We start from the raw sequence: 20,176 nt of genomic DNA, 5'->3' as shown, positions 1-20,176 counted from the left end.
GTATACGCTTAGTCTTTCCTTAGTATCTCCAATGTAGGCCTATTCAGGCTGGACAAGCTGTTAAAGACACCAATAACTACCGATACCAGTACGACGGCAACAAGCAGTCCTAGCAGGATGACGATAGATGGTACAAAGGTAGCTTCAAAAACGAATAGAGCCAGCGCATTGGTGGCAACCACGGCGATCAGCAAACCGGTGAGTGCAGAAAACAACCCTAAAAACAGGTACTCGGAAAACAAGATCTGTCCAATCTGCCGCTTGCTGGCGCCCAAGGTGCGTAGCAAGACGTTCTCTTTCAACCGTTGGTATTTACTAATCATCAGCGATGAAAATAGCACCATAACACCTGTTAAGATGCTGAACGAACCAATAAAGCGAATGACAAAGCCTATTTTATCCAAAATTTCGGTCAAGGTGGCGATCAAACTGTGTAGATCGATAACCGATACATTCGGAAAAGATTGCACCACGTTGCGCTGCAAGGCTGCCGACTGTCCTTCATTCTCCGCTTTGGTCATCATCACAAAAAACTGAGGTGCTTTCTCCAGCGAGCCTTTGGCCAACACCATGCGGAAGTTCGTCTGAAAGCGGTTCCAATCTACACGCCTCAAGCTAGCCACGCGCGCTGGCATTGGCAGTCCTTGCACATTGAGCAGTAGCCTGTCCCCAACCTTTGCTCCTATCCGTTCTGCGTAGCCTTCTTCCAAGGATACTTGTGCCGTATCCATCGCTTGAACCTGCCCTATCCATTTTCCGGCGACCAATGTCTCCGAATCGGCTAAGGAATCTCGATAGGTAGCTCGTATTTCGCCACGAAAAGCACGCGCCGAGTACCCCAAGGTAGAATCGGCTAGCACATCCTGCAGATTGTGCCCGTTGATCTCCGAAAGCTGCAAGGTAACAATAGGTACCTCTTCCATCACCGGAAGACGCTGCTCCTCGATCAATGTTTTCAGACCTTCCCGCTGGCCGGGCTGTATGTCAAACAATACAACATTGGCCTGTCCGCCATCATTGCTTACATCCACACGCTTTAAGAGCATGTCTTGCACAAAGGATAGCGTGGCGATCAGCGCGGTACCGAATCCTATCGCTAATACCACGACAATCGTTTGGTTACGCGGACGGAACAGATTGGCGAGCCCTTGTCGCCACACGTAAGGCCATCGTTGCGGAAAAAAACGCCGCACCATAAACATCAATCCCTGTGCCGTGCCATATAACACCGCAAAGGTAAAGGCAATCCCCAATACGAAAAAGGCCGTCTGTTTCAAATCCTCCAATTGCAACCTGGAAAACAGCGTTAGACATAGCAGGATCAAGCCGATAATGGCCAAACGTAGTGGATCTGCAGGCGAACCAGCTGTATCAGAGATTACCCTTAAGGTATTTAAAGGAGAAATCTTGCGTATGCTGCTGAGCGGTAATAAAGCAAACAAAACGGCAATGCCAAAGCCCAGCACAATGCCCTGTAAGATGGCTGTCCACGAAACGGCGGATGAAAGGTCAACAGGTACAAATTCCTGCATCACTAGCGGCAGCAGATACTGTAAGAGCGAGCCCAAAACAGACCCAACGATACCGGATAACACACCGATAACCGCAAATTGCACAAAGAAAATAGCAAACGTTTTTTTGGCGGTAGCACCCAAACAGCGCAAGGTGGCTACTGTGACCATCTTTTCCTGCACGTAAACATGCACGGCACTGGAAACACCGATGGCTCCCAGTAGCAAAGCTGCGAAGCCCACCAGTTGCATAAAGCGGGTCACGTCAGCAAAAGATCGTCCTGTATTTTCCTTAGTCGAAGCTATCGTCGCCGATCCCAGTTGGTATTTTTCCAGCAGCTCTTCATTTCGCTGTGCAAAACCATCGATAGCGAAGGAACGAGGTAGCTTAAAGTAGTAAAAGTAATCTACACGGCTGCCCACCTGCTTGAGGCCTGTTGCGGCCATGGCATCCAATGATAAAAGTGCCGATGGTGCCATGCTACTGGCAAAGCCTGTTCTGCCGGCCATCTTCAACACCTTGCCAGCAATGGTAAACACTTGATCGCCGATCTGTACAGAGTCGCCTATCGACGCATTAAATTGCAGCATCAACTCATTTTCCAGCAACACTTTTGAAGGATCGCTGAGGCTATCCATCATATGGGTAGGCTCACCTTCCACAGCGCCATAATAGGGATAGCCGGCGGATAATCCACGAACCTGTATCAACCGGGATTCACCATTTTTCACGAAGCGCAGCATCGACACGAAACGTTCTTCTCGAGCATGGCCTTCACTTTTTTTTGCGATACTATCAATAAAGGCAAGCGCTCCATCCTGCGGCGATGTGCGTGAGGACAGCTCTAGGTCGGCGCCCAGCAAACCGGCCGCCTGCGCATCAATATCTCGGTTAAGATTGGTCTTGAACGAATCCATGGCCACGAAAGCGGATATACCTAAAACAATCGATGCGATATACAAAAATAGACGGGCGCGGCTACGCCTGCTATCGCGCCAAGCCATCAAAAAAATCCATTTCCAACTCATACGATACGCCCTCCTTTAAGGGATAAGATATGATCTGTTTTCGCCGCCAGCTGCAAATCGTGGGTCACCAAAATCAAGGTGGTTCCGGCAGATTTATTCAAGTCAAAAAGCAGTTGTTCTACCAAAGCGCCAGTCTCGGCATCCAAATTACCCGTGGGCTCATCGGCAAACAATATTTGCGGTTGATTGGCAAAGGCTCGTGCCAACGACACCCGCTGCTGCTCGCCTCCTGAAAGTTGCGATGGATAGTGTGCCGCCCTATGGGCGAGGCCCACCTTTTCTAAAAGATCTATGGCTGTTTTCCGGTGGTTACGCATACCTTTTAGCTCCAAGGGCACCATAACGTTTTCCAAGGCAGTAAGGGTGGGCAGCAATTGGAAATTCTGAAATACAAAGCCCACGTGTGCGTTTCGCACTGCCGCCAATTTGTCCTCGCTCAGCCCATTCAGCCGAATGCCGTTCAGCATAATCTCGCCCGTGGTCGACTGGTCCAAGCCGGCGCACAGCCCGAGGAGCGTTGTTTTGCCACTGCCCGATGGGCCGACAATGGATAATGACGTTCCTTTTTCGACCGAAAGGTCAATATCTTTTAAAACCGTAACGGCAGATTCTCCTTTGCCATATGACTTGGATACCTTATTGATATGTAGTATTGCTGTTGACATATTTGTTGTTCTCTTACTTTTGCTTAAATTAGTAATATGATTTCACTTTATAGACGGTGCTTTTTTCTTTTCGTTGTCATTTTTTCTATTTCCTGCAGCAATACAAATAGCTCCAGCGGATCGACGGCAGAAAATAGCGATTCCGATTCAACCCAACAATCCCAAAACAACCCTTCAACGAAGTCGAAGACCATATTATTTTTTGGTGATAGCTTGACCGCCGGATACGGACTTGAAGATCCTAAGGACGCTTTCCCAGAACTGATCCAAGCAAAAATTGATTCTTTAAATCTACCATATACCGTAGTGAACGCCGGGCTTAGCGGCGAAACCAGTGCGGGAGGTAATGAACGCATCGACTGGCTGCTCCAAAATCCGGTAGACATTTTTATCCTAGAGCTGGGTGCCAATGATGGATTGCGCGGCATAGATCCTACCAGCACCTACGAAAATTTACGCCAAATCGTACAAAAAGTGAAGGAAAAATATCCGTCTTGCCAACTAGTGCTTGCCGGGATGTTGGTTCCACCAAATGTGGGTGAAGATTATTTCGGAGAGTTTAAAGCTCTATTTCCCAAGTTGGCCAAGGAACAGCAAATGGAATTGATCCCCTTTTTGCTAGACGGTGTGGCGGGTCAAGCTCCCCTTAACCAAGCCGATGGCATACATCCCACGGAAGCTGGGCAAGTAAAAGTTGCCGACAACGTTTGGAAAGTGTTACAACCTTTGTTGAAGGGCTAATATCCGAAATAGCCACATAGCATCATAGATTTCTTCATTTTGCAGATGAAGCATCACGATCGTTCCGAAAAACCTTTACTTTCCTCGTGTGAAAGGCATAGATCACGGTTAATTGGCACGGAAACTTGCTCAAAGAGACTTGCACCGATATTTTTCGCTTCCTCTACATCTTTGGGAAGTATATAATAGGCAACATCCATAAGAAACCCTTCGGCTGTGCGTTGCACATCTACTTTCAGAAATCCATAGTGGTCTTCACAAAATGCAGCCAACTGCACCGATCCATCCGCTACCGACAATGCCTCTACCCTAGCTTCCGACTTATGCGCCACCTGATGCAAATCCACATAGCCTCCAGCGCCTGCCACAATAAAGGGGACCACCTGACCATCTGCATAGGTCCTTTCGAAACGTTGGTAATTGTGCACATGACCGCTGAACACGATATCGGGTCGCATTCCAGACTCTTCAAAGGCGCTATCTAGAAAGTCAATCATTTTTTCGCTCGATCCATGGTTGGTGTCGGCAGAAAAAGGCGCATGATGTATACATAACACAACAGCTTGCTGTTCCCGATGTGCTTGCGCATGGCGAAGCTCTTCGATAAACCAAGCGCGCTGCTCCGCATCGATAGCTCCATGTTTGATCACATTCGGATAAAGACCGATGATGCGGGCTACCGGAGTTTCCAACGTCCAATAGACATTCGGCTGAATCATGCTTTTACGCTTACTTCCTTCGCCAAAGCCAATGGGGCGCCTCTCGGTATCACAAAAAACATCCATAAAGGCCTCTAAGCTTTGGTAGGGAACCGCACTCTCGGGGTTGATGTCTCCATCGTGGTTACCAGCAATCGCAAATATCGGCGCCTCGTAACGTTCATAGGGACCCAAAAACTGCTTTGGGTACTCCTTGGCTTCACCGTGGTTATAAACGATATCACCCAAATGGTACAAGAAAGCGGGGGTATCTTCGGCATACACCTCGCGGTTACTCTGCTCGTTCAACACCTCGGCCACCACCGCCTGAAACGAAGAATAGCGCGGGCTGCCGGTATCGCCAAGCATGTGAAAAGAAATCTTGTCTGACCATGCTGCCACATCATCACCCAATACGGCCTCCAGCTGCAATCGATACGGAAAACAACCGCTAGGTTCTGGTAAAGCTTTAAAGTTATGCGCGTCATCCGCTATCTCCTTTAAAACAACGGCGGTGCGAAATCTATTATCCATCATAAAACAAATATAAAACTTCAATATGAACATGAGGTTAACAGCGAGCATCTGTTAACATTAACGAATCGTGATAATTATATTATCAAATCAATCCAACCACTTATCCTTTCAAAAATCTACTATTTTTGCCTCCGTTTCGTGGAGAAACACTAAGCAGAGCACTCGATCAGTGGAGAGTAAATGGAAGGTTCGATCCCTTCCTCTGCAACAAAAAAAGAGGCTTTTCGAAAACGAAAAACCTCTTTTTTTCTAATGGCTCTTTTTGACCTTGAACAGCTTTTGGAAAATACTGACGACCGCTACCACAAGAACCCCTGCTATTAAGCCTATCAAGGCCTCCTTGAGCATCGCGGGTACTGCCGGCAATAGATGGTGCAAGTAATCGATGTTATGCACGAAAATTCCGCCCGACACCAAAATCAAAGCAATAGTTCCAATCACGGCTAACGATTTGATAATAATGGGTAACGATTTCACCAATACAGCACCTAGCTTCGCTAAAAAGCCTTTATTTTCTGATTTTTTTATTAATGCATAGCCCGCATCGTCCATCCGAACAATAAGCGCTACAATGCCATACACGCCTACTGTAGCCAACAAAGCGACCACGGACACCGTTAATATCTGTATCGTTAAACTTTGGTCCAACACGGTACCCAAGGCGATAATCACAATCTCTACCGAGAGGATAAAATCCGTCGTAACTGCCGACTTGATCTTCGTACGTTCTACCTCTTCTGCATTTTCTTCGCTTTTTGCGATCACCTCCTCACCCGTCTTTGCGCGGTGGAAAAGGTATTCGATAATTTTCTCTACCCCTTCATAGGCTAAATAAAATCCACCCAAAATCAATATGACTTTGATGGCGATAGGAAAAAAAACATTGAGCAACAATGCAATAGGTACGATGATGATTTTGTTTAACAACGATCCCTTCGTGATCGCCCACAGTACCGGAAGTTCGCGAGAAGAGAGGAAGCCCGTTGCTTTCTCGGCATTCACTGCCAAGTCGTCTCCCAATATACCTGCCGTTTTCCGTGTAGCAATTTTGCTTGCCACAGCCACATCGTCCATCAACGCAGCTATATCATCAAAAATTGCAAAAATACCTGATGCCATATGTCTTTTTTTGTGCACTAAAGTAGGAATTAATCCGCTCATTTCATCGTTTCCCGCTGCTGCACAAAAAATATTTTTTTGTTAACAATTCCTCGTTTAACAGAAAGTTTAAACCGACATCTTTCGACTAAACGCTTCGGCTTACCTCAGCTAGCCTTCCTTTAATCGCTGCTGGAAGAAACTCCGTTCCACCAATTCATTATTCAGGTAAAATGCTGTTGCTTGGGGGATACCAACATCGTCATTTGGGATTTGGGCAATCTCGATCAGAACATCGCCATTTTTCAATGTTGTTGTCGTCTCTACACCTCGCTCGGTCGTTACTGTTATCTGTTCCATAGCTTTTGTTCTTTACTATAAAGAACGAAACCAAGCAAAAAACGTTTAGATGTATAGTGGCATATGCTGTAAGCATGACCTAGAACAGGGTTTCCGGGAAACAAAATCGCCTCGACAACATGAAAATGCTACCGAGGCGATCAACGAGCCGTCATCGTACGGCGCAGGGGACAGATTACTTTTTAGCCAATATTTGGAAAGGCTTTGCTTGCTTACGTACCTTCAGGAAAGCAACTAAGCAACCTATGCCCAAAATAAAAAACAACAGATCAATAGCGAGAAGATCCGTAGCTCCCGCTGCCCAAGTTCTCCAAAACCAGTGCCCAGTTGTCACTCCATTCGCAATAGGAACGGCAAAACAGGTCAGCACAGATAGAACCAATACATGCTTGTTCATGCGTCCGAGGTTGCGCAATGCCATCAAATAAACCCCAAGAACTAACCAACTGTAAAAATATACATTATAGATCACCGATTGGTTAATAACGGGCAATGCCTTGAGCATAACGAATGTAAAGGCCGTGACGGGCAACATGCTTAAACAACCGGCAAGGAAGAAGTTGGAAGCCCAAAAATTAAATTTTCGTTTGTGGGCCGGCACGTTGTTCTTATCGCGCGCGACGAGCCAAATCACAATACCTGAAATAATGACCATGCAGCCCATCAATCCAAGGGTGAAAAAAGTGATCTGCAACGGTCGTCCTCCAAAGTCTCCGAAATGTAAGTGGTAGATGATGCTTTTGACGGCATCGATATAGGTACCGTCCTTGGTCGGTGACTTGTAGGCCAATACCTTACCGCTCTCAATTTCCTGCAGGGCGTATCCCGATCCGGCGAAGGCAACCTTGGAAAGCGGCTTGAACTCAATCCCTACCTGCATGCTCTTGTCTTGGAAATTACGTATATATAATCGCGTGATTTGTGCGTCTTTCCATTCCGACTCCCATTTTTTAACAAAGGCATTCAAGTCAAACCTTTGATCGAGCTTACTGTACGCATAATCGACCTTGATATTTTTGCTGTACAACAGTTCTTCATAGACAGCCTCGTCATTGCCCTCATACAGCAGCTTACTGAAGGGCGTAATCAGCACAAAATTGACAATCAAGATGATTCCTGTTACAGCAAACACAAACTGAAATGGAAACCCAATTACACCAAGGGCCGTATGCATATCCGTCCATACGGTTTTCCATTTACTAAAGGGCCGAAATAGAAAAAAGTTGGTTTTGATCTTGTCCCAATGCAAAAATAAGCCTGTGATCAAAGCAAACAAGAATAGAAAGGAAACAATGCCTGCCAACAAATAGCCGAAAGGCGTTCCAATCTTGATGGGCAGCTGATTGAGTTGCGCCAAGAAGTGCAAGCGATACAAAAATTCACCCATATCGTATCCTTCTGCGTAAGAACTCGGCTTCTTTTCTGCAAAATGATACAAAAAGTAAGCAGAATCTTCTGCCGATGCGCCGCGCCTGCGTCTGCCGCCCCCTTCTTTTTTAGGTGTTGGCTTACTGACTGTCGTGTCGGCCGATACACTCATATTGACATAAGCGCCATGCCCCTGTTTGAGGTAATAGAAATCGAAGTTTCGACCAAGTAGATTGTACTGCTTGGAAAGCGAATCCAACAGGTAATTGTAGTCTGTCTCCACGGTATCGGCAACAGCAGATTTGCCATGCTGCCAGGCTGTAATATTGTCTTTGAAAAAGGAAAAAGATCCTGCAAAGAATATAACATACAACAGCGCTGCTATAATAATACCGCTGATCGTATGAGTATGAAAATAGATATTATACTTTCTAGGATCCATGATTAAATGTAGTACTCCATAAATAAGGTAATAAAAAAATAATGGTCAACAGGATGTAGGTTAACCATACGCGCCATACATTTTTGGCGACGAAAGCCCACAGCAGTAAAAATGACCACATAATATACCCCATGATAAAGGCCGTGGCCACGACTTCTCCTTTAGGGAGAAAGCTGCAAAGTGCAAGATGAAAACTTAGCATCACGGCATAACCGCCGACAGTTCCGGCAAGGATCTTACTAAGCCTTAGCCATGGTGATTTTGTTAAATATTTCTTATTAGCTGGCATGGTTTAAAAAATCAGTTCCAAGACAAGACAAACGATGAACAACGCGACAACGCCACGCAGTCCGATATAACGAAACGGAAAAAACAAGATGCTCAAGCAGCCGATCGCCATCAGCATAACCAGCGCTCCAAAAATCCCGGCTCCTAATCCTAGGAAATAAATCGCTAGCACGGTGGCGAGTAGAAATAACAAGCCGGCTACTAACCGACTTTCTTTCAGGCGAACGCTCCATCGTTGTAGAAAATCATTTTTCTGCGGCCAACTTATACGCTTTGACGTATTCATCAAGCAAAAAAAGCCTAGAAAAAAAAGGAATAAAATAAACGAAAACATAATTAATTAGGGCTGTTTGTGAAACGGATAGCTACCTGCTTGTGCAGGTAGCCATCTCTATATCTGTTGGGATGTCCAGTTTTAACCCATTGGACAACCAAGCAAGTACTATTTTACAGAGAAACTGGTGGTTATACCTTGCCAAGTTGCACTATATGCCGCCCCATGCCAAGTGCCGGAAGCCTCTTCGCTATGCCCGAACTCCGCAACATACTTTCCAGACCAAAGCACATCAACCGTAGCGATGCCCTGTGCATCCGTCTTATAGGTTTTTGACCAGCCTGAAGCAGACATCAGTAGGATATCCTGACCTTGAACGGGCTTACCATCTTTCGTCAAGCTTATCGCAACTTTATCACCTTTCTTGAAAGCTTTCGCAGCTACCTTAACCTCGTAAGGCAATTTGCTTTGCGCAGCGGCGGTGGATTTTCCCACCTGAACAGCAAGTTGTGAAGTGAACTCGTAGCGCGTTTTACCACCCAAATCCTTCGTGGGGTGTGTGGTATAGATCAAATAAACTCCATCTTCTTCGGGCGTGTAAGAAGATAATAGATAATCGCCTTTATCTTCTAAGGTTAGCTTTATTTGCGATTGATCAGGTTTTACAACAAATACCTCCAAAGAACGTAGGTCAGAGTACCAATCCGTTGTTTTCTCCAATTCAGCAGTGACATACTCGCCGTAGTAAACACGAACCTCTTGCGCCTGCCCTTTGCTTGCTTGCGCTGAGCTTTCCAACCAAATAGCGTGTGCTTCCGCGGTTCTTCCACCCAGAATCAGCGCGACAAAAACGAGTAATACGTAGGATAATGATTTCATTTTCTATGTTTTAATGTACTTAAACTAAACAACCGAACACAATAGGGGGATTAATGGCCCCTTCTGTATTCGGGCAAATATAATTAAACTTTTATTATTTAGAATTAGTATAATTAAAAAACATAAAAATATATAGAACGAACAGCAATTTGCTCCTTATAGCAATAAAACGCTATTTCCACATGACATTAAAATGACAAAAAAGATGATTTTTTTGAGACGATGAAATTTGCGACCGACAAAAAACACGTTTTACACTGCTTTAAACAAGCTTTCCATAGAAAAAATGTCATTTCACTAGTGAAGTGAGGCATTTCCCATAAGTTTTACATTTTTTCAGGTTGAAAACGCCAAATTATCGCTAGTATTAGAGGCAGAACAGTTAGCGTTTGGATGGTTTCCCAGTGGTTTTAAGTTGTTTCATTGCGCAAAGATCCCTTTGCATAATGCATCTCCTCCGTTGCATAGGGATAGTAGAGCGAAGGCTATTGGTTTATCGAAAACTGCGGATGCATAAATAAACGGGTATCATAAAAAAAGGGCTTTTGTTGAGGGGGTACTACTCGATAAAAACACGTCATCGCGAGGATGTATGACGACCGCCGTATGCTGGTCTGTAGGAATCAATCTGCAGTTTATATGCAAAGATTGCTGCCTTGTCATTTCACCTCGCGATGACGAAAAGTATTCGTTTGTTAAGCTGCCTCTTTAGAAATGAGGTCTACACAGCTAACTGATGTGCACCTCTTGAACTGGCTTGTTAGTTTCCGGGTTCTTGGCCAAGATAATGGTAAGCACACCATCCTCAAAACTAGCCTGCACGTTATCGCTAAGCACCTGCTCGTCCAGTTTAAATGCACGATTGAACGATCCAGCTACATATTCCTGATGGCGAAACTCCGAAGTCTGCTCGGTTATAGGCTCTTCATACGACACCTGCAACAAGTTGTTTTCTACGACAACTTTGAAAAGTTCCTTCTTTCTGCCTGCGGCAAAGAGCTGAATTTCAAAATAAGCTGGGTGTTCAACTATATTCGCTGGCACTTGGGAGGCCGCTCCATGCCCTTCATTAAAAGCACCGTCAAAAAAGTGCTGTTGAAATTTCTCGAATTTATTGCGGAACGCAGCACCACAAAATGCTGCTTGTTGGTGGTTATTATCGGATTGTTGATTTCTTCTAAACATGTTGTAATTTTTTAATGGGTTATCGAACGGGAATAATGGCGGCTTTGGCCGACTGTGACTTAAATGATACGGGTACGACGGCGATCATATTTTCATTTGCAAAAAAACCGGCATTCCGAAAGTGTGGAACGGCCATTTCTTGCTGGCGAATCCTTCTTTTGAAACGCCTTGCAGCGATCCACATGCCAACTGCCGTAACAACGGTGATCAATATCATGATCTTAAACAGCGCTACAATCAAGAAGCTCAATGCGCCCAAGATGACCGTCAAGCCTATCAGGCTCGGTAAGATATATTTAAATTTATTTTTCATTTTTTCTTTTGTTTTACAATTAATATTAAAGGCCTTTGCTGTAGTAGACGAGCAATCCCTCGACTTTACTTTAAGCATTTTCAAAATTCTTCCAAAAATTATTCGGAGACCGACGAAAACTAAAAAAATAGGCTCCTAATGGATATAACAATTCAATTTAAACGGGTCCATACCTATAAAAACGGAACGATTTTACACAAAAAAAGGTCGAACATATCGTCCCGACCTTCTTTTACGCATTTATATCTTTATGCAGTTTTTAACATTTACATTTTTCTTCAAACCGTTTCCTCCATTCGCTTTTTAATTTCTCCCGATCTTCCTCTGACATCGACTCTTCTAACTGTTGGTTCCTTCGAAAACCGTTTTTAGGCTTTCCAAATCCACGCCCAAAAAGAATGCGCGACAGGATAAACAATCCGAGCGCCTCCCAATAGCTGATGGCTCTTAAGCCGAAAATATCGGTCAATAACGTATTCCATAGATACTGCAGCAGCGCAATCAGCAAACCGCAGCCTAAGAGTATCGCAAAAAAGATAAAAACAAATTTGCCTTTTCTTTTTCCATGTCTATTAAATCCCATAATCGTATATCTCCTAATATTTTAATTCGTCATATAAACTTTTCAAACGCAAACGCAAGTGCTTCACCGCGTAGCCTTTGCGGCTAATGATGGTCTTCAGCTTCTCGCCTTCCATATCAGCAATTTCTTGCAAGGTTTTGTCTTCCATCTCGTTCAGCAGAAAGACTTTCCGCTGCTTCTCGGGCAGTTCGTCCAGTGCCTTCATCAACTCGTCCCAAAAGATATCCTTAAACATCTTCAGCTCTGGATCCTGCGAATCATCGGCAAGCAATAGCTGCCGAATGGGAAATTCCCCTTCCTCGCCATCCTCCACCATTTCGTCGAGCGCCTCAGTCTTGCTTTTGCGATAACTGTCTGTGATCTTGTTACGTGTGACGCGATACAACCAAGCACCTACATTTTCCAACTCATCGATATTGGTCAGGCGGCTAAACTGAAACCAAACCTCCTGTAGGATGTCTTCGGCATCTTCATCTCTCTTCACTCTTCCTTTCACAAAACGCAAGAGCTGACCACTATAGGTTTTTATCAAATCTGTTACGGATTTGGAGTTTTTCTGCGCCATCTCTAAATGCTGTGGAATGTCCATGGTAAGATAGACGTTAGGCTATCTTATTTACTCTAAAAATAGGCATAAAATTGTTAATGCGTGGAAACAATAGCGTCTACAGCCGTTTATTGACCCTACTTTATCAGCCAATCGTCACGTTTTTATGAAAATGCACACTATTTTCAATTACGGTTGTTATTCCAATACATCAATAAAAAGCATATGAAACGCAAAGCAACCGCCGTTTGGAACGGCACTATTAAAGAGGGACAAGGACATTTGACTACCCAAAGTACGGTATTGAACGAAACACAATATTCATTTAACAGCCGATTTGCGGATGGTATAGGCACCAATCCGGAAGAATTACTGGCTGCGGCACATGCCGGATGCTTCACCATGAAGTTAAGCTTGGATCTCACTGAAGCAGGCTTCACACCGGAAAAGCTGGAAACAACATCGGTCATTTCACTAGATAATGGAAAAATCGTTGAATCAGCATTGACCTTAAACGCTAAAGTTCCTGGTATAGCCGATGATCAGTTTCAGGAAATCGCTAAAGGAGCAAAGGAAAATTGCCCCGTAAGTGGTGCATTCAGTTTTGCAATTACCTTGAGCGCGACATTGGAACCTTAAACTTGTCCCAACAAAAACGGCCTAGCTTCCTTTGGAGCTAGGCCGTTTTTGTTGGGGATTTACGACTTATAACAGCATGCCGCCAGACACTTCGATACGCTGGCCGTTTATCCAGCCGGCGCCTTCGGAGCAGAGGAATGCAACGATAGCCCCAATATCTTCGGGAAGGCCTACACGGCCCAAGGCTGTTGCTGCGGCGATGTTGGCATTGATCGTTGCGTCATCGCGCGTTCTGCCGCCACCAAAATCTGTTTCTATAGCGCCCGGCGCCACCACGTTGACCGCTATTTTACGTGCCCCAAGCTCTTTCGCCAAGTAACGCGTTAACACCTCTACGGCGCCTTTCATAGACGCATAGCCCGAGCTTCCCGGGAAAGAGAAGCGTGCCAAGCCTGAAGATATATTGATGATACGCCCGGCATCCTGTAGATAAGGCACCAATTTCTGTGTCAAGAAAAACACCGCTTTGTAATGGATCAAGAACATCTCGTCGATCTGCTCTTCCGTCGTATCTAGGAAGCCGGCGTACAGTGCTGTACCCGCATTGTTGATCAGAAAATCGATCTTTTGCTCGCGTCCGTCCTCTTGTAAACGTTGCATCAGTTGCGCAATAAAGCCGTCAAACTGCTTGACATCACGTGTATCCAACTGAAAAACGTAGGCGCGCTGTCCCAGTTCTTCAATCTCCTTGGCCGTAGCCAAAGCCTTCTGTTCGTCGCTGTGATAGGTAAAAACCACATCTTTACCTTCTTTCGCTAAATTCAAGGCCATGTCGCGGCCCAAGCCGCGGCTTCCGCCTGTGATAAGTGCTAATTTTGCTGTTTTCATCTTTTCGATATTTATAAAACAAAATTACGCAGCAAGTGGTTCTCCGGACTTGCAGTCATCAAAGCTTCCTTTGCAAAATTCAAATCATCATGATGATCGAAAGGCTTGCGGAGACATGAGGGTATATTTCTTAAAAGCATTAGAGAAATGGGCAACCTCTTCAAAACCCAGTGCAAAGGCAATCTCGGAAATATTCCATCCGGTTTGTTTCAACAAAATCTTGCCCTCGTTAATCACTCGTCGCGCAATGACTTGCGTGGTCGTAAATCCCGTTTTTTCCTTCAGTACCTTGTTTAAATGGTTCACATGTATGGAAAGACGATCTGCATAGTCTTTAGCTGAACGCAAAAGCAGCCGCTGCGAAATAGACTCAACGGGAAACTGCCTTTCGAGCAGCTCGATAAACAGAGCTAACACGCGCGCGCCACTATCCATCTTTGGACTGCTCCAAGCAGCAGGTTGCAATTTCTGTCCATAGTGCAGCAGCTCATTCACGTAGTTGCGAAGCAAATCGTATTTATAGAGATAATCACCATTGATCTCCTTTTTTATCTTACTGAACAATAGTGACACCTCCTGTGCTTCCTCATCAGAAAGTTCAAATATGGGATAGCCACCGGGCTGCAGCAGCGGAAGCGTTTCGAGGTCTAGTCCCGATTTGTTCTTGTGCATAAAATCTGCGGTGAACACGCAAAAACTGCCGCCCTGCTCTTCTGCTTCGGGAATCCAGCGGTAGGGAATCTTGGGTGTGGCAAATAGTAAACCGTTTCGTTTTACCTGTACCACACGATCGGCATACTCCGCACGATTTTGTCCGCGGATAAGGCTGATCTTATAATAGGTACGACGGTTGTAGGGCATCGTTTTGTTGCGCTTAGCATCCTGTATCGTTTGGAAGATATCGAAAACATTGAAATGTCCGATGTCTTTTTGTATCCCAAGGGGCAACAGTTCCTCCACCTCTTTTTTCAGAAAAGAAGAGGCTTCCCTGTAAAAATCGTCTATACTGGTAACTTGAGGTTCTTTCATCATCCGAATTGTAAAATTCAAATATAACGATAACTCCGAAAAACGATCCATTGACCGCAAACAAATGTCCTTAACTTATCAAAATCCTGTTAAGGACATAATAATTCAAGACTTTGGCACCTTCCTTGTGACAAGTCAGCATCAACCTTGTTTTCACAAGACAACATACGGAAGCTCCACCAAAGAACGTTTTTAGTATATGACAGAAAAAACCGCATTCATGCAGGCCCTCGATCAACGAGACTTCGAAATGGCCACACAATTATTGGAAAATGGCGAGGGCATTCCTCCCAACTTAGGTATTTACGCCCTAGGTCGTATTTTCGATCAGCTGATACGCCATAAACAGTATGATTTACTGCTCGCGCTTTCAAAGAAAGGCTTTGTCCCCAATGATATTTACGAATTTGATCGCTTTTCCGACAGTATTTACGCAGACATCTTTCGCGTTAACGAACCCGATGAAGCCCTGCTTTCCATGTTAAGCCAATTGCTTTCCGCCGCCGACAATGTGCAGGATGAAGTGGAGGGTGAGACGCTGCTCAGCTATGCAATTGAACTTGGAGCACATCCCGACATTATAAAAACACTATTTGAGGCCGGCTTAGACAGCAACGTGCGTAACAATGCAGACGAAACGCTTATCCATAAGCTAACACGCTACAGCCGAACAGCGATCGAGCGGCAATTAGCCTATTTAGACCTGCTGCTCGCAGAAGGTATTGACGTCAATGCAACAAATGTGGTTAAAAAGACGGCACTACACATGGCCATTGAAAACAATAAACCCCAGTTGCTCGATCGATTGCTGCAAGAAGGAGCCAGCCCCAACGAACAGGACGCTGAAGGCAACTCGGCCTACTTCTACGCATTAGCCCACAAACTGGATGTGAAGCTCTACCGACAGCTTGCTACTTATGAGCCCATAGATTTTGAACAACGTAATAAGCAAGGCGTCGGTGCGTTTCACGAATATCTACGCATGTTGACAGCGAGCTACGAGACAAACCCAGAGCTGTTGGTACAGCTTTTAGCCGACGGTGCCGACCTCAACAGCACGAGCCCCTATTACAGTGTTCCTAAGTCCGGATGGCAATGGGTAGTCGTAAAAGATCCGATCGTACTGGAAGAGGCATTGAAAAGCAGTTCTACCGATGTCAACGAAACAGACGAACAGGGAAATACGCTTCTTCATTACGTATGCGCGATAGATTGCAACTATGATCAAAAAGTGGCTAAAAACATCTACCGCAAAGTGAAAATGCTATTGGAGGCTGGTGCTGATCCGACATTGGTAAACAATAAAGAGGAAAGTGCACTCCAACTTGCTTCTAATGATAATCTGAAAGTGAAAACCGTAGAGCTACTACTTACCCAGCAAAATTAACAAGATGTCGATGTCATTTATTATTGCCTGCGAAAACGGCAAACGGAAAATAGCGGAGCTACTGCTGCAAAACAACGAGGTTGATGTGCAGTATACCGATGAAAAAGGAAGAACAGCACTCCATTATGCTGCTCATCGAGGTTATCTCGATTTAGTAAAAACCTTGGTGAATGCTGGTGCCACGCTAGACTACGAGGATCATCAGGGCGAAACGCCCCTTTACTTTGCTGCCTTACAAAAGCAAAAACAAACGTTCCTCTTTCTCTTGGAGCAAGGTGCTAACGCCAACATCAATGACCTTCAGGGCAACAGCTTGCTGCATGTGATGGCACAAACCGGCCAACTGGAATTGCTGCAACCGTTGATCGATGCGAGGATGGATGTCAATGGCGAGAACAACCTAGCGCAAACAGCACTGCTGCTTGCCGCATCAGCGCGACACACGGCCTTAGCACGCAAGCTTTTAGAGGTCGGCGCAACGGTGGATCATACCGATAAACAGGGAAATACCGCCCTCCTACTTGCCGTGGTTAACAAAAATGCCCTCCTGACCGACTTGCTTTTGGAATATGGCGCATCCGTGGACCACAGTAACCACCAAGAAGAACGCCCACTTTTAGTGGCCTGCTATCAAGGAAACAAAGCAATGATCTTTAAATTGATCGAACACGGTGCCGATATCTATGGCAACAACAAGGATGGACTATCCCCGATCTGGTATGCCTGCGCACACAATCAGAAAGATGTGATACAACTTCTTTTGGAAAAAGGACTTGATGTCAACTACAGCCGTCCCGTAAACGGAAACGAACAATATCTCTATGGCTACCTCGACTGGGTAGAAACTAATAGCAACTTGAGCATCGATGCCCAGCTCAATCTGCAGCCACAGCAAGCACAAGGCGGGGAAAGTTTGTTGCATTTGGCCGTTAAAAATGCCCATTTGAGTATGGTCCAATTGCTCCTACAGCGCGGTGCTGCTATCAATATACAGGATGAGTCAGGCAACACGGCCCTGCATTATGCCGCCGCCAATGGAAAAAAAGATATCGTTAACTATCTTTTGGAGCAGCAGGCTGATCCACACATCGTTAACGTTAAAGAGCAAAAAGCGATAGACTATGCCAATAGCAAAGGATTCTATGAAATTACTGCACTCCTTATCAAACATGGATCGCATGCGGGTAGCACACGGACTGTAAATACCACACAAGTAACGGCAACTACAGGTAATATCGATAAGAAAAAAGCATTGCTCGATCTCAAAGAACTATTGGACGCAGGCATCTTGACACAATCCGAGTTTGACCAAGAAAAAGCAAAAGTATTGAGTGCTTCGTAATGAAAGCGTCTCAACAACCACGTTATTGAAAAAAAAAATAAAAATAAACTTGCACTTAGTGTATAAAATACACTATATTTGTATCATCATAATTTAGGTTTATAATTGGTTAGCTAAAGGTTTTCATTCTCCCCGTTTGAAAACCTTTTTTTTTGCTTTATAGTGTGTAAAGCGTCCTTAAACGAATTGATCAATAGCTGCTGCAAGCGCTCTATCCTTTTCCGTAACACGGTTACCCGCGTCATGCGTGGTCAACCAAATTTCTACTTTACTGTAACTGTTTGTCAACGTAGGGTGATGTTGATGCTTTTCGGCGAGCAACGCCACACGAGCCATAAAGGCAAATGCTTCTCCAAAATCCTTGAATGAAAACTGGCGATAGAGCATATTATTATCTTCTTTCCACATGATATTTTATTTTCATTAATCATTAAATATTACATATATTGCTGAACGAATTAAGCCTAAGATTGTTCAATACAAAATCAGCTGTAATTGAAAATCTACATATTATAAGTTTGATTTGTAGCCAACTAAAAAAACGTATACTTTAGCAGTATCAATTACAAACCTACAGAGCTAACACATCCGTCAGGTAAATTTGATACAAGAAAGTTTAAGGCATAGTTTTTTATAACATTATAAACTGCACACGATGGAAAAGAAATTAGTACAAAAATTCGTGAAATTATTCGCTTTTTTTTACGCGGGACTCAATTTGATGGGGCTGGGCTTAGAATCTAGGTTTAGCAGCAGTTTGTTTAATTATTCGTCTATTTTCTTTGGCCTATTACTCATCCTATTAGTGATGGCCTATTGCGTCACAAAATGTGTGATTACCTATATGATATTAACCAGCAAACAGGGATAAATCGCTGGCTAACCTTATGTAAACCAATAATAAGCACTACAATCTGCATTTTAACTGCCGGTTTCACGAGTTGTATCATTTTTATAACAGTTTACACGGAATCGTTTTTATTTCTTGGAAAGAAAAACTTAAAGTAATATCTTTGGTTCATCGGCGATAATACGTTAACCGGAAATACCTGCGCAACAGGTTACAGCCGTGGTCATTGCGGAAAAGTCTAAGGAACATTGAGCTATTTAAATTGAAGAAGAAGGTAATACAGCGCGTCTTATTGTTGATCGCATTTTTCTATGGAGGAATGCACTTTACGCTTATTGGCCTTGCGGCGAAGCTAAAGACCAACACTTTAAATTACCTAGCTATTGCATTGGGCATTGCACTCATCTTAATTTCCACAGGATATTTTGCCTTTAAATGCGTTCTTAAATACCGAAGTTTAACCGCCAAGCGACGAGAAAAAAGTGAGTCTTAGTCGCCAATAAGATGTCCATACGGCTTTAAACGTTCGATATTATCAAAAATCACCTTAAAGATTCCCAGTAAAGGGATAAATAGGATCATTCCTGCAGCCCCCCACAACATTCCACCCAGCAACAAGACCATAATCGTAAACAACGGACCGATCTTTACCTGCCCACCAGTTATTTTAGGAGTCAGCACATAGCTATCAAGTTGCTGCACAGCGGTAAAAAACAGCGCCACCACAATCGGAATGGTCAATGTATCTCCCGTCACCAACGTGTAAAGCACAACAATAGCTCCTCCCGCCACAGATCCTATGTAAGGAATAACATTAATCAGGGCTGCCAAAATAGCGAAAAACAAGGCGTTCTTCACACCGATAATCGTCAAGCCCGTGAAGTAGATAATGGATAAGATGGCCACAACGAGAAAAATACCGCCAACGTACAAACTGGATACTTTGGTGATTTTTTCTACAATACTGCGGGCATGCCCGAGCTCGCTTTGTCCCGCATGTCGGCTTACCAATTCAAAGACAAAGCGCTTTATCCGTGCTCGATAAATCAACATTAAAATGGTGTAAATTGTAATAATCAATAGGTTCCCTAGTACCGACACCAACGAGAAAATCGCTCCTCCTACCACTTTCCCTGCCGAACTCGACCACTGCGCCGCCTGCTTTTGCAGGTACTCTTTTTGTTTCACCTTCGAAATATCGAAATGTTCAGCTACATAATCGTAGCCACTGTCCAACATCTCAGCAACGCGGTCACCGATAAGCGCCAAATCGCTTGCTAAGCCTACCAACTCGTTTACCAGCACGTAAAGAACAGCAACAATTAACAAAAGCGTCAACAAAACCACCAGCACGGCTGCCCATCCGCGTTTCATGCGCCACGCTTCCAGTTTATGGCAAATTGGCACAAGCAACATAGCAAACAATGCACTCGTCAACACCGGGATCAGAAAAGCTTTGGCAAAATGCAAAATAGCAAAGAGCAAAACCAAGAATACCAGTACTTGATTAAAACTTCCTAATACCGTTAGTTTTCTGATGCGCTCTTTCATAGTTTATTGAATTTACCCACCCAATAAACAAC

The 20,176-nt window shown here is 44.4% G+C and carries 22 protein-coding genes; 5 read left to right on the top strand and 17 right to left on the bottom strand.

Annotated elements, in window-relative coordinates:
* Nucleotides 1–8: 8 nt before the first annotated feature.
* Both SCB77_RS20505 and SCB77_RS20500 read right to left on the bottom strand, forming a co-directional pair.
* A complete protein-coding gene (locus SCB77_RS20505) occupies nt 9–2,540 on the bottom strand; it encodes an ABC transporter permease (protein WP_320183866.1) in 2,532 nt (843 codons plus the stop codon).
* Nucleotides 2,537–3,205, bottom strand: coding sequence for an ABC transporter ATP-binding protein (locus SCB77_RS20500; RefSeq protein ID WP_320183865.1), 669 nt, complete (start codon nt 3,203–3,205; stop codon nt 2,537–2,539). The genes SCB77_RS20505 and SCB77_RS20500 overlap by 4 nt, the downstream gene beginning before the upstream one ends.
* Nucleotides 3,206–3,241: 36 nt before the next feature.
* Here SCB77_RS20500 and SCB77_RS20495 point away from each other — a divergent pair, with 36 nt between their 5' ends.
* Nucleotides 3,242–3,946 carry an arylesterase gene (locus SCB77_RS20495; RefSeq protein ID WP_320183864.1) on the top strand — a complete coding sequence of 235 codons (705 nt, stop codon included), beginning with the start codon at nt 3,242–3,244 and terminating at the stop codon, nt 3,944–3,946.
* 53 nt (nt 3,947–3,999) lie between these two features.
* Here the strand turns inward: SCB77_RS20495 and SCB77_RS20490 are convergent, their stop codons facing one another.
* The 11 genes from SCB77_RS20490 to SCB77_RS20440 form a co-directional block, all read right to left on the bottom strand.
* Nucleotides 4,000–5,181, bottom strand: a complete 1,182-nt coding sequence (locus SCB77_RS20490; protein ID WP_320183863.1) for a metallophosphoesterase family protein — start codon at nt 5,179–5,181, stop codon at nt 4,000–4,002.
* 249 nt (nt 5,182–5,430) lie between these two features.
* The gene (locus SCB77_RS20485; RefSeq protein WP_320183862.1) at nt 5,431–6,300 is read right to left on the bottom strand and encodes a DUF808 domain-containing protein; all 870 of its coding nucleotides are present in this window, start codon (nt 6,298–6,300) and stop codon (nt 5,431–5,433) included.
* Between the two features lie 150 nt (nt 6,301–6,450).
* Nucleotides 6,451–6,639, bottom strand: a complete 189-nt coding sequence (locus SCB77_RS20480) for a hypothetical protein (RefSeq protein WP_320183861.1) — start codon at nt 6,637–6,639, stop codon at nt 6,451–6,453.
* Between the two features lie 175 nt (nt 6,640–6,814).
* Nucleotides 6,815–8,449 carry a PepSY-associated TM helix domain-containing protein gene (locus SCB77_RS20475; protein WP_320183860.1) on the bottom strand — a complete coding sequence of 545 codons (1,635 nt, stop codon included), beginning with the start codon at nt 8,447–8,449 and terminating at the stop codon, nt 6,815–6,817.
* A complete protein-coding gene (locus SCB77_RS20470) occupies nt 8,439–8,738 on the bottom strand; it encodes a hypothetical protein (protein ID WP_320183859.1) in 300 nt (99 codons plus the stop codon). The genes SCB77_RS20475 and SCB77_RS20470 overlap by 11 nt, the downstream gene beginning before the upstream one ends.
* Nucleotides 8,739–8,741: 3 nt before the next feature.
* Complete coding sequence (locus SCB77_RS20465) at nt 8,742–9,023, bottom strand: hypothetical protein (RefSeq protein ID WP_320183858.1); 282 nt, start codon at nt 9,021–9,023, stop codon at nt 8,742–8,744.
* Nucleotides 9,024–9,179: 156 nt separating this feature from the next.
* Nucleotides 9,180–9,890, bottom strand: a complete 711-nt coding sequence (locus SCB77_RS20460) for a DUF4198 domain-containing protein (RefSeq protein WP_320183857.1) — start codon at nt 9,888–9,890, stop codon at nt 9,180–9,182.
* A 729-nt stretch (nt 9,891–10,619) separates the two neighbouring features.
* Complete coding sequence (locus SCB77_RS20455) at nt 10,620–11,075, bottom strand: Hsp20/alpha crystallin family protein (protein ID WP_320183856.1); 456 nt, start codon at nt 11,073–11,075, stop codon at nt 10,620–10,622.
* Nucleotides 11,076–11,094: 19 nt separating this feature from the next.
* Entirely contained in the window at nt 11,095–11,388 is a 294-nt protein-coding gene (locus SCB77_RS20450) for a hypothetical protein (protein ID WP_320183855.1), read from the bottom strand.
* Nucleotides 11,389–11,647: 259 nt separating this feature from the next.
* Nucleotides 11,648–11,971 (bottom strand): hypothetical protein, encoded by a 324-nt coding sequence (locus SCB77_RS20445; RefSeq protein ID WP_320183854.1) that lies wholly within the window; start codon nt 11,969–11,971, stop codon nt 11,648–11,650.
* Between the two features lie 13 nt (nt 11,972–11,984).
* Entirely contained in the window at nt 11,985–12,560 is a 576-nt protein-coding gene (locus tag SCB77_RS20440) for an RNA polymerase sigma factor (RefSeq protein ID WP_229826434.1), read from the bottom strand.
* Between the two features lie 183 nt (nt 12,561–12,743).
* Between SCB77_RS20440 and SCB77_RS20435 the strand changes: the two genes are divergently transcribed.
* Complete coding sequence (locus tag SCB77_RS20435) at nt 12,744–13,157, top strand: OsmC family protein (RefSeq protein WP_320183853.1); 414 nt, start codon at nt 12,744–12,746, stop codon at nt 13,155–13,157.
* A gap of 66 nt (nt 13,158–13,223) precedes the next feature.
* Here SCB77_RS20435 and SCB77_RS20430 read toward each other — a convergent pair whose 3' ends face one another.
* Nucleotides 13,224–13,985, bottom strand: coding sequence for an SDR family NAD(P)-dependent oxidoreductase (locus tag SCB77_RS20430; RefSeq protein WP_320183852.1), 762 nt, complete (start codon nt 13,983–13,985; stop codon nt 13,224–13,226).
* A gap of 87 nt (nt 13,986–14,072) precedes the next feature.
* Nucleotides 14,073–15,017, bottom strand: coding sequence for a helix-turn-helix domain-containing protein (locus SCB77_RS20425; protein WP_320183851.1), 945 nt, complete (start codon nt 15,015–15,017; stop codon nt 14,073–14,075).
* 196 nt (nt 15,018–15,213) lie between these two features.
* On the opposite strand from SCB77_RS20425, the gene SCB77_RS20420 reads away from it, so the two are divergent.
* Nucleotides 15,214–16,401 carry an ankyrin repeat domain-containing protein gene (locus SCB77_RS20420; protein WP_320183850.1) on the top strand — a complete coding sequence of 396 codons (1,188 nt, stop codon included), beginning with the start codon at nt 15,214–15,216 and terminating at the stop codon, nt 16,399–16,401.
* 10 nt (nt 16,402–16,411) lie between these two features.
* A complete protein-coding gene (locus SCB77_RS20415) occupies nt 16,412–17,743 on the top strand; it encodes an ankyrin repeat domain-containing protein (protein WP_320183849.1) in 1,332 nt (443 codons plus the stop codon).
* A 177-nt stretch (nt 17,744–17,920) separates the two neighbouring features.
* On the opposite strand, the gene SCB77_RS20410 is transcribed toward SCB77_RS20415, so the two are convergent.
* Complete coding sequence (locus SCB77_RS20410) at nt 17,921–18,151, bottom strand: 4a-hydroxytetrahydrobiopterin dehydratase (protein ID WP_320183848.1); 231 nt, start codon at nt 18,149–18,151, stop codon at nt 17,921–17,923.
* A gap of 247 nt (nt 18,152–18,398) precedes the next feature.
* Between SCB77_RS20410 and SCB77_RS20405 the strand changes: the two genes are divergently transcribed.
* Nucleotides 18,399–18,614 carry a hypothetical protein gene (locus SCB77_RS20405; protein ID WP_320183847.1) on the top strand — a complete coding sequence of 72 codons (216 nt, stop codon included), beginning with the start codon at nt 18,399–18,401 and terminating at the stop codon, nt 18,612–18,614.
* A gap of 468 nt (nt 18,615–19,082) precedes the next feature.
* On the opposite strand, the gene SCB77_RS20400 is transcribed toward SCB77_RS20405, so the two are convergent.
* Nucleotides 19,083–20,144, bottom strand: a complete 1,062-nt coding sequence (locus SCB77_RS20400) for an AI-2E family transporter (protein WP_320183846.1) — start codon at nt 20,142–20,144, stop codon at nt 19,083–19,085.
* Nucleotides 20,145–20,176: the final 32 nt, after the last annotated feature.

Origin of the sequence: Sphingobacterium bambusae (genome assembly GCF_033955345.1) — a bacterium.
GTDB classification, from domain to species: Bacteria; Bacteroidota; Bacteroidia; order Sphingobacteriales; family Sphingobacteriaceae; genus Sphingobacterium; species Sphingobacterium bambusae.
The sequence above is the reverse complement of the archived record's forward strand: the minus strand, read 5'-3'. Positions and strand labels throughout refer to the sequence as shown.

Coding starts and splice junctions, on each gene's coding strand:
- SCB77_RS20505 (WP_320183866.1), bottom strand. CDS start 2,540: ATGAGTTGGAAATGGATTTTTTTGATGGCTTGGCGCGATAGCAGGCGT.
- SCB77_RS20500 (WP_320183865.1), bottom strand. CDS start 3,205: ATGTCAACAGCAATACTACATATCAATAAGGTATCCAAGTCATATGGC.
- SCB77_RS20495 (WP_320183864.1), top strand. CDS start 3,242: ATGATTTCACTTTATAGACGGTGCTTTTTTCTTTTCGTTGTCATTTTT.
- SCB77_RS20490 (WP_320183863.1), bottom strand. CDS start 5,181: ATGATGGATAATAGATTTCGCACCGCCGTTGTTTTAAAGGAGATAGCG.
- SCB77_RS20485 (WP_320183862.1), bottom strand. CDS start 6,300: ATGGCATCAGGTATTTTTGCAATTTTTGATGATATAGCTGCGTTGATG.
- SCB77_RS20480 (WP_320183861.1), bottom strand. CDS start 6,639: ATGGAACAGATAACAGTAACGACCGAGCGAGGTGTAGAGACGACAACA.
- SCB77_RS20475 (WP_320183860.1), bottom strand. CDS start 8,449: ATGGATCCTAGAAAGTATAATATCTATTTTCATACTCATACGATCAGC.
- SCB77_RS20470 (WP_320183859.1), bottom strand. CDS start 8,738: ATGCCAGCTAATAAGAAATATTTAACAAAATCACCATGGCTAAGGCTT.
- SCB77_RS20465 (WP_320183858.1), bottom strand. CDS start 9,023: ATGAATACGTCAAAGCGTATAAGTTGGCCGCAGAAAAATGATTTTCTA.
- SCB77_RS20460 (WP_320183857.1), bottom strand. CDS start 9,890: ATGAAATCATTATCCTACGTATTACTCGTTTTTGTCGCGCTGATTCTG.
- SCB77_RS20455 (WP_320183856.1), bottom strand. CDS start 11,075: ATGTTTAGAAGAAATCAACAATCCGATAATAACCACCAACAAGCAGCA.
- SCB77_RS20450 (WP_320183855.1), bottom strand. CDS start 11,388: ATGAAAAATAAATTTAAATATATCTTACCGAGCCTGATAGGCTTGACG.
- SCB77_RS20445 (WP_320183854.1), bottom strand. CDS start 11,971: ATGGGATTTAATAGACATGGAAAAAGAAAAGGCAAATTTGTTTTTATC.
- SCB77_RS20440 (WP_229826434.1), bottom strand. CDS start 12,560: ATGGACATTCCACAGCATTTAGAGATGGCGCAGAAAAACTCCAAATCC.
- SCB77_RS20435 (WP_320183853.1), top strand. CDS start 12,744: ATGAAACGCAAAGCAACCGCCGTTTGGAACGGCACTATTAAAGAGGGA.
- SCB77_RS20430 (WP_320183852.1), bottom strand. CDS start 13,985: ATGAAAACAGCAAAATTAGCACTTATCACAGGCGGAAGCCGCGGCTTG.
- SCB77_RS20425 (WP_320183851.1), bottom strand. CDS start 15,017: ATGATGAAAGAACCTCAAGTTACCAGTATAGACGATTTTTACAGGGAA.
- SCB77_RS20420 (WP_320183850.1), top strand. CDS start 15,214: ATGACAGAAAAAACCGCATTCATGCAGGCCCTCGATCAACGAGACTTC.
- SCB77_RS20415 (WP_320183849.1), top strand. CDS start 16,412: ATGTCATTTATTATTGCCTGCGAAAACGGCAAACGGAAAATAGCGGAG.
- SCB77_RS20410 (WP_320183848.1), bottom strand. CDS start 18,151: ATGTGGAAAGAAGATAATAATATGCTCTATCGCCAGTTTTCATTCAAG.
- SCB77_RS20405 (WP_320183847.1), top strand. CDS start 18,399: ATGGAAAAGAAATTAGTACAAAAATTCGTGAAATTATTCGCTTTTTTT.
- SCB77_RS20400 (WP_320183846.1), bottom strand. CDS start 20,144: ATGAAAGAGCGCATCAGAAAACTAACGGTATTAGGAAGTTTTAATCAA.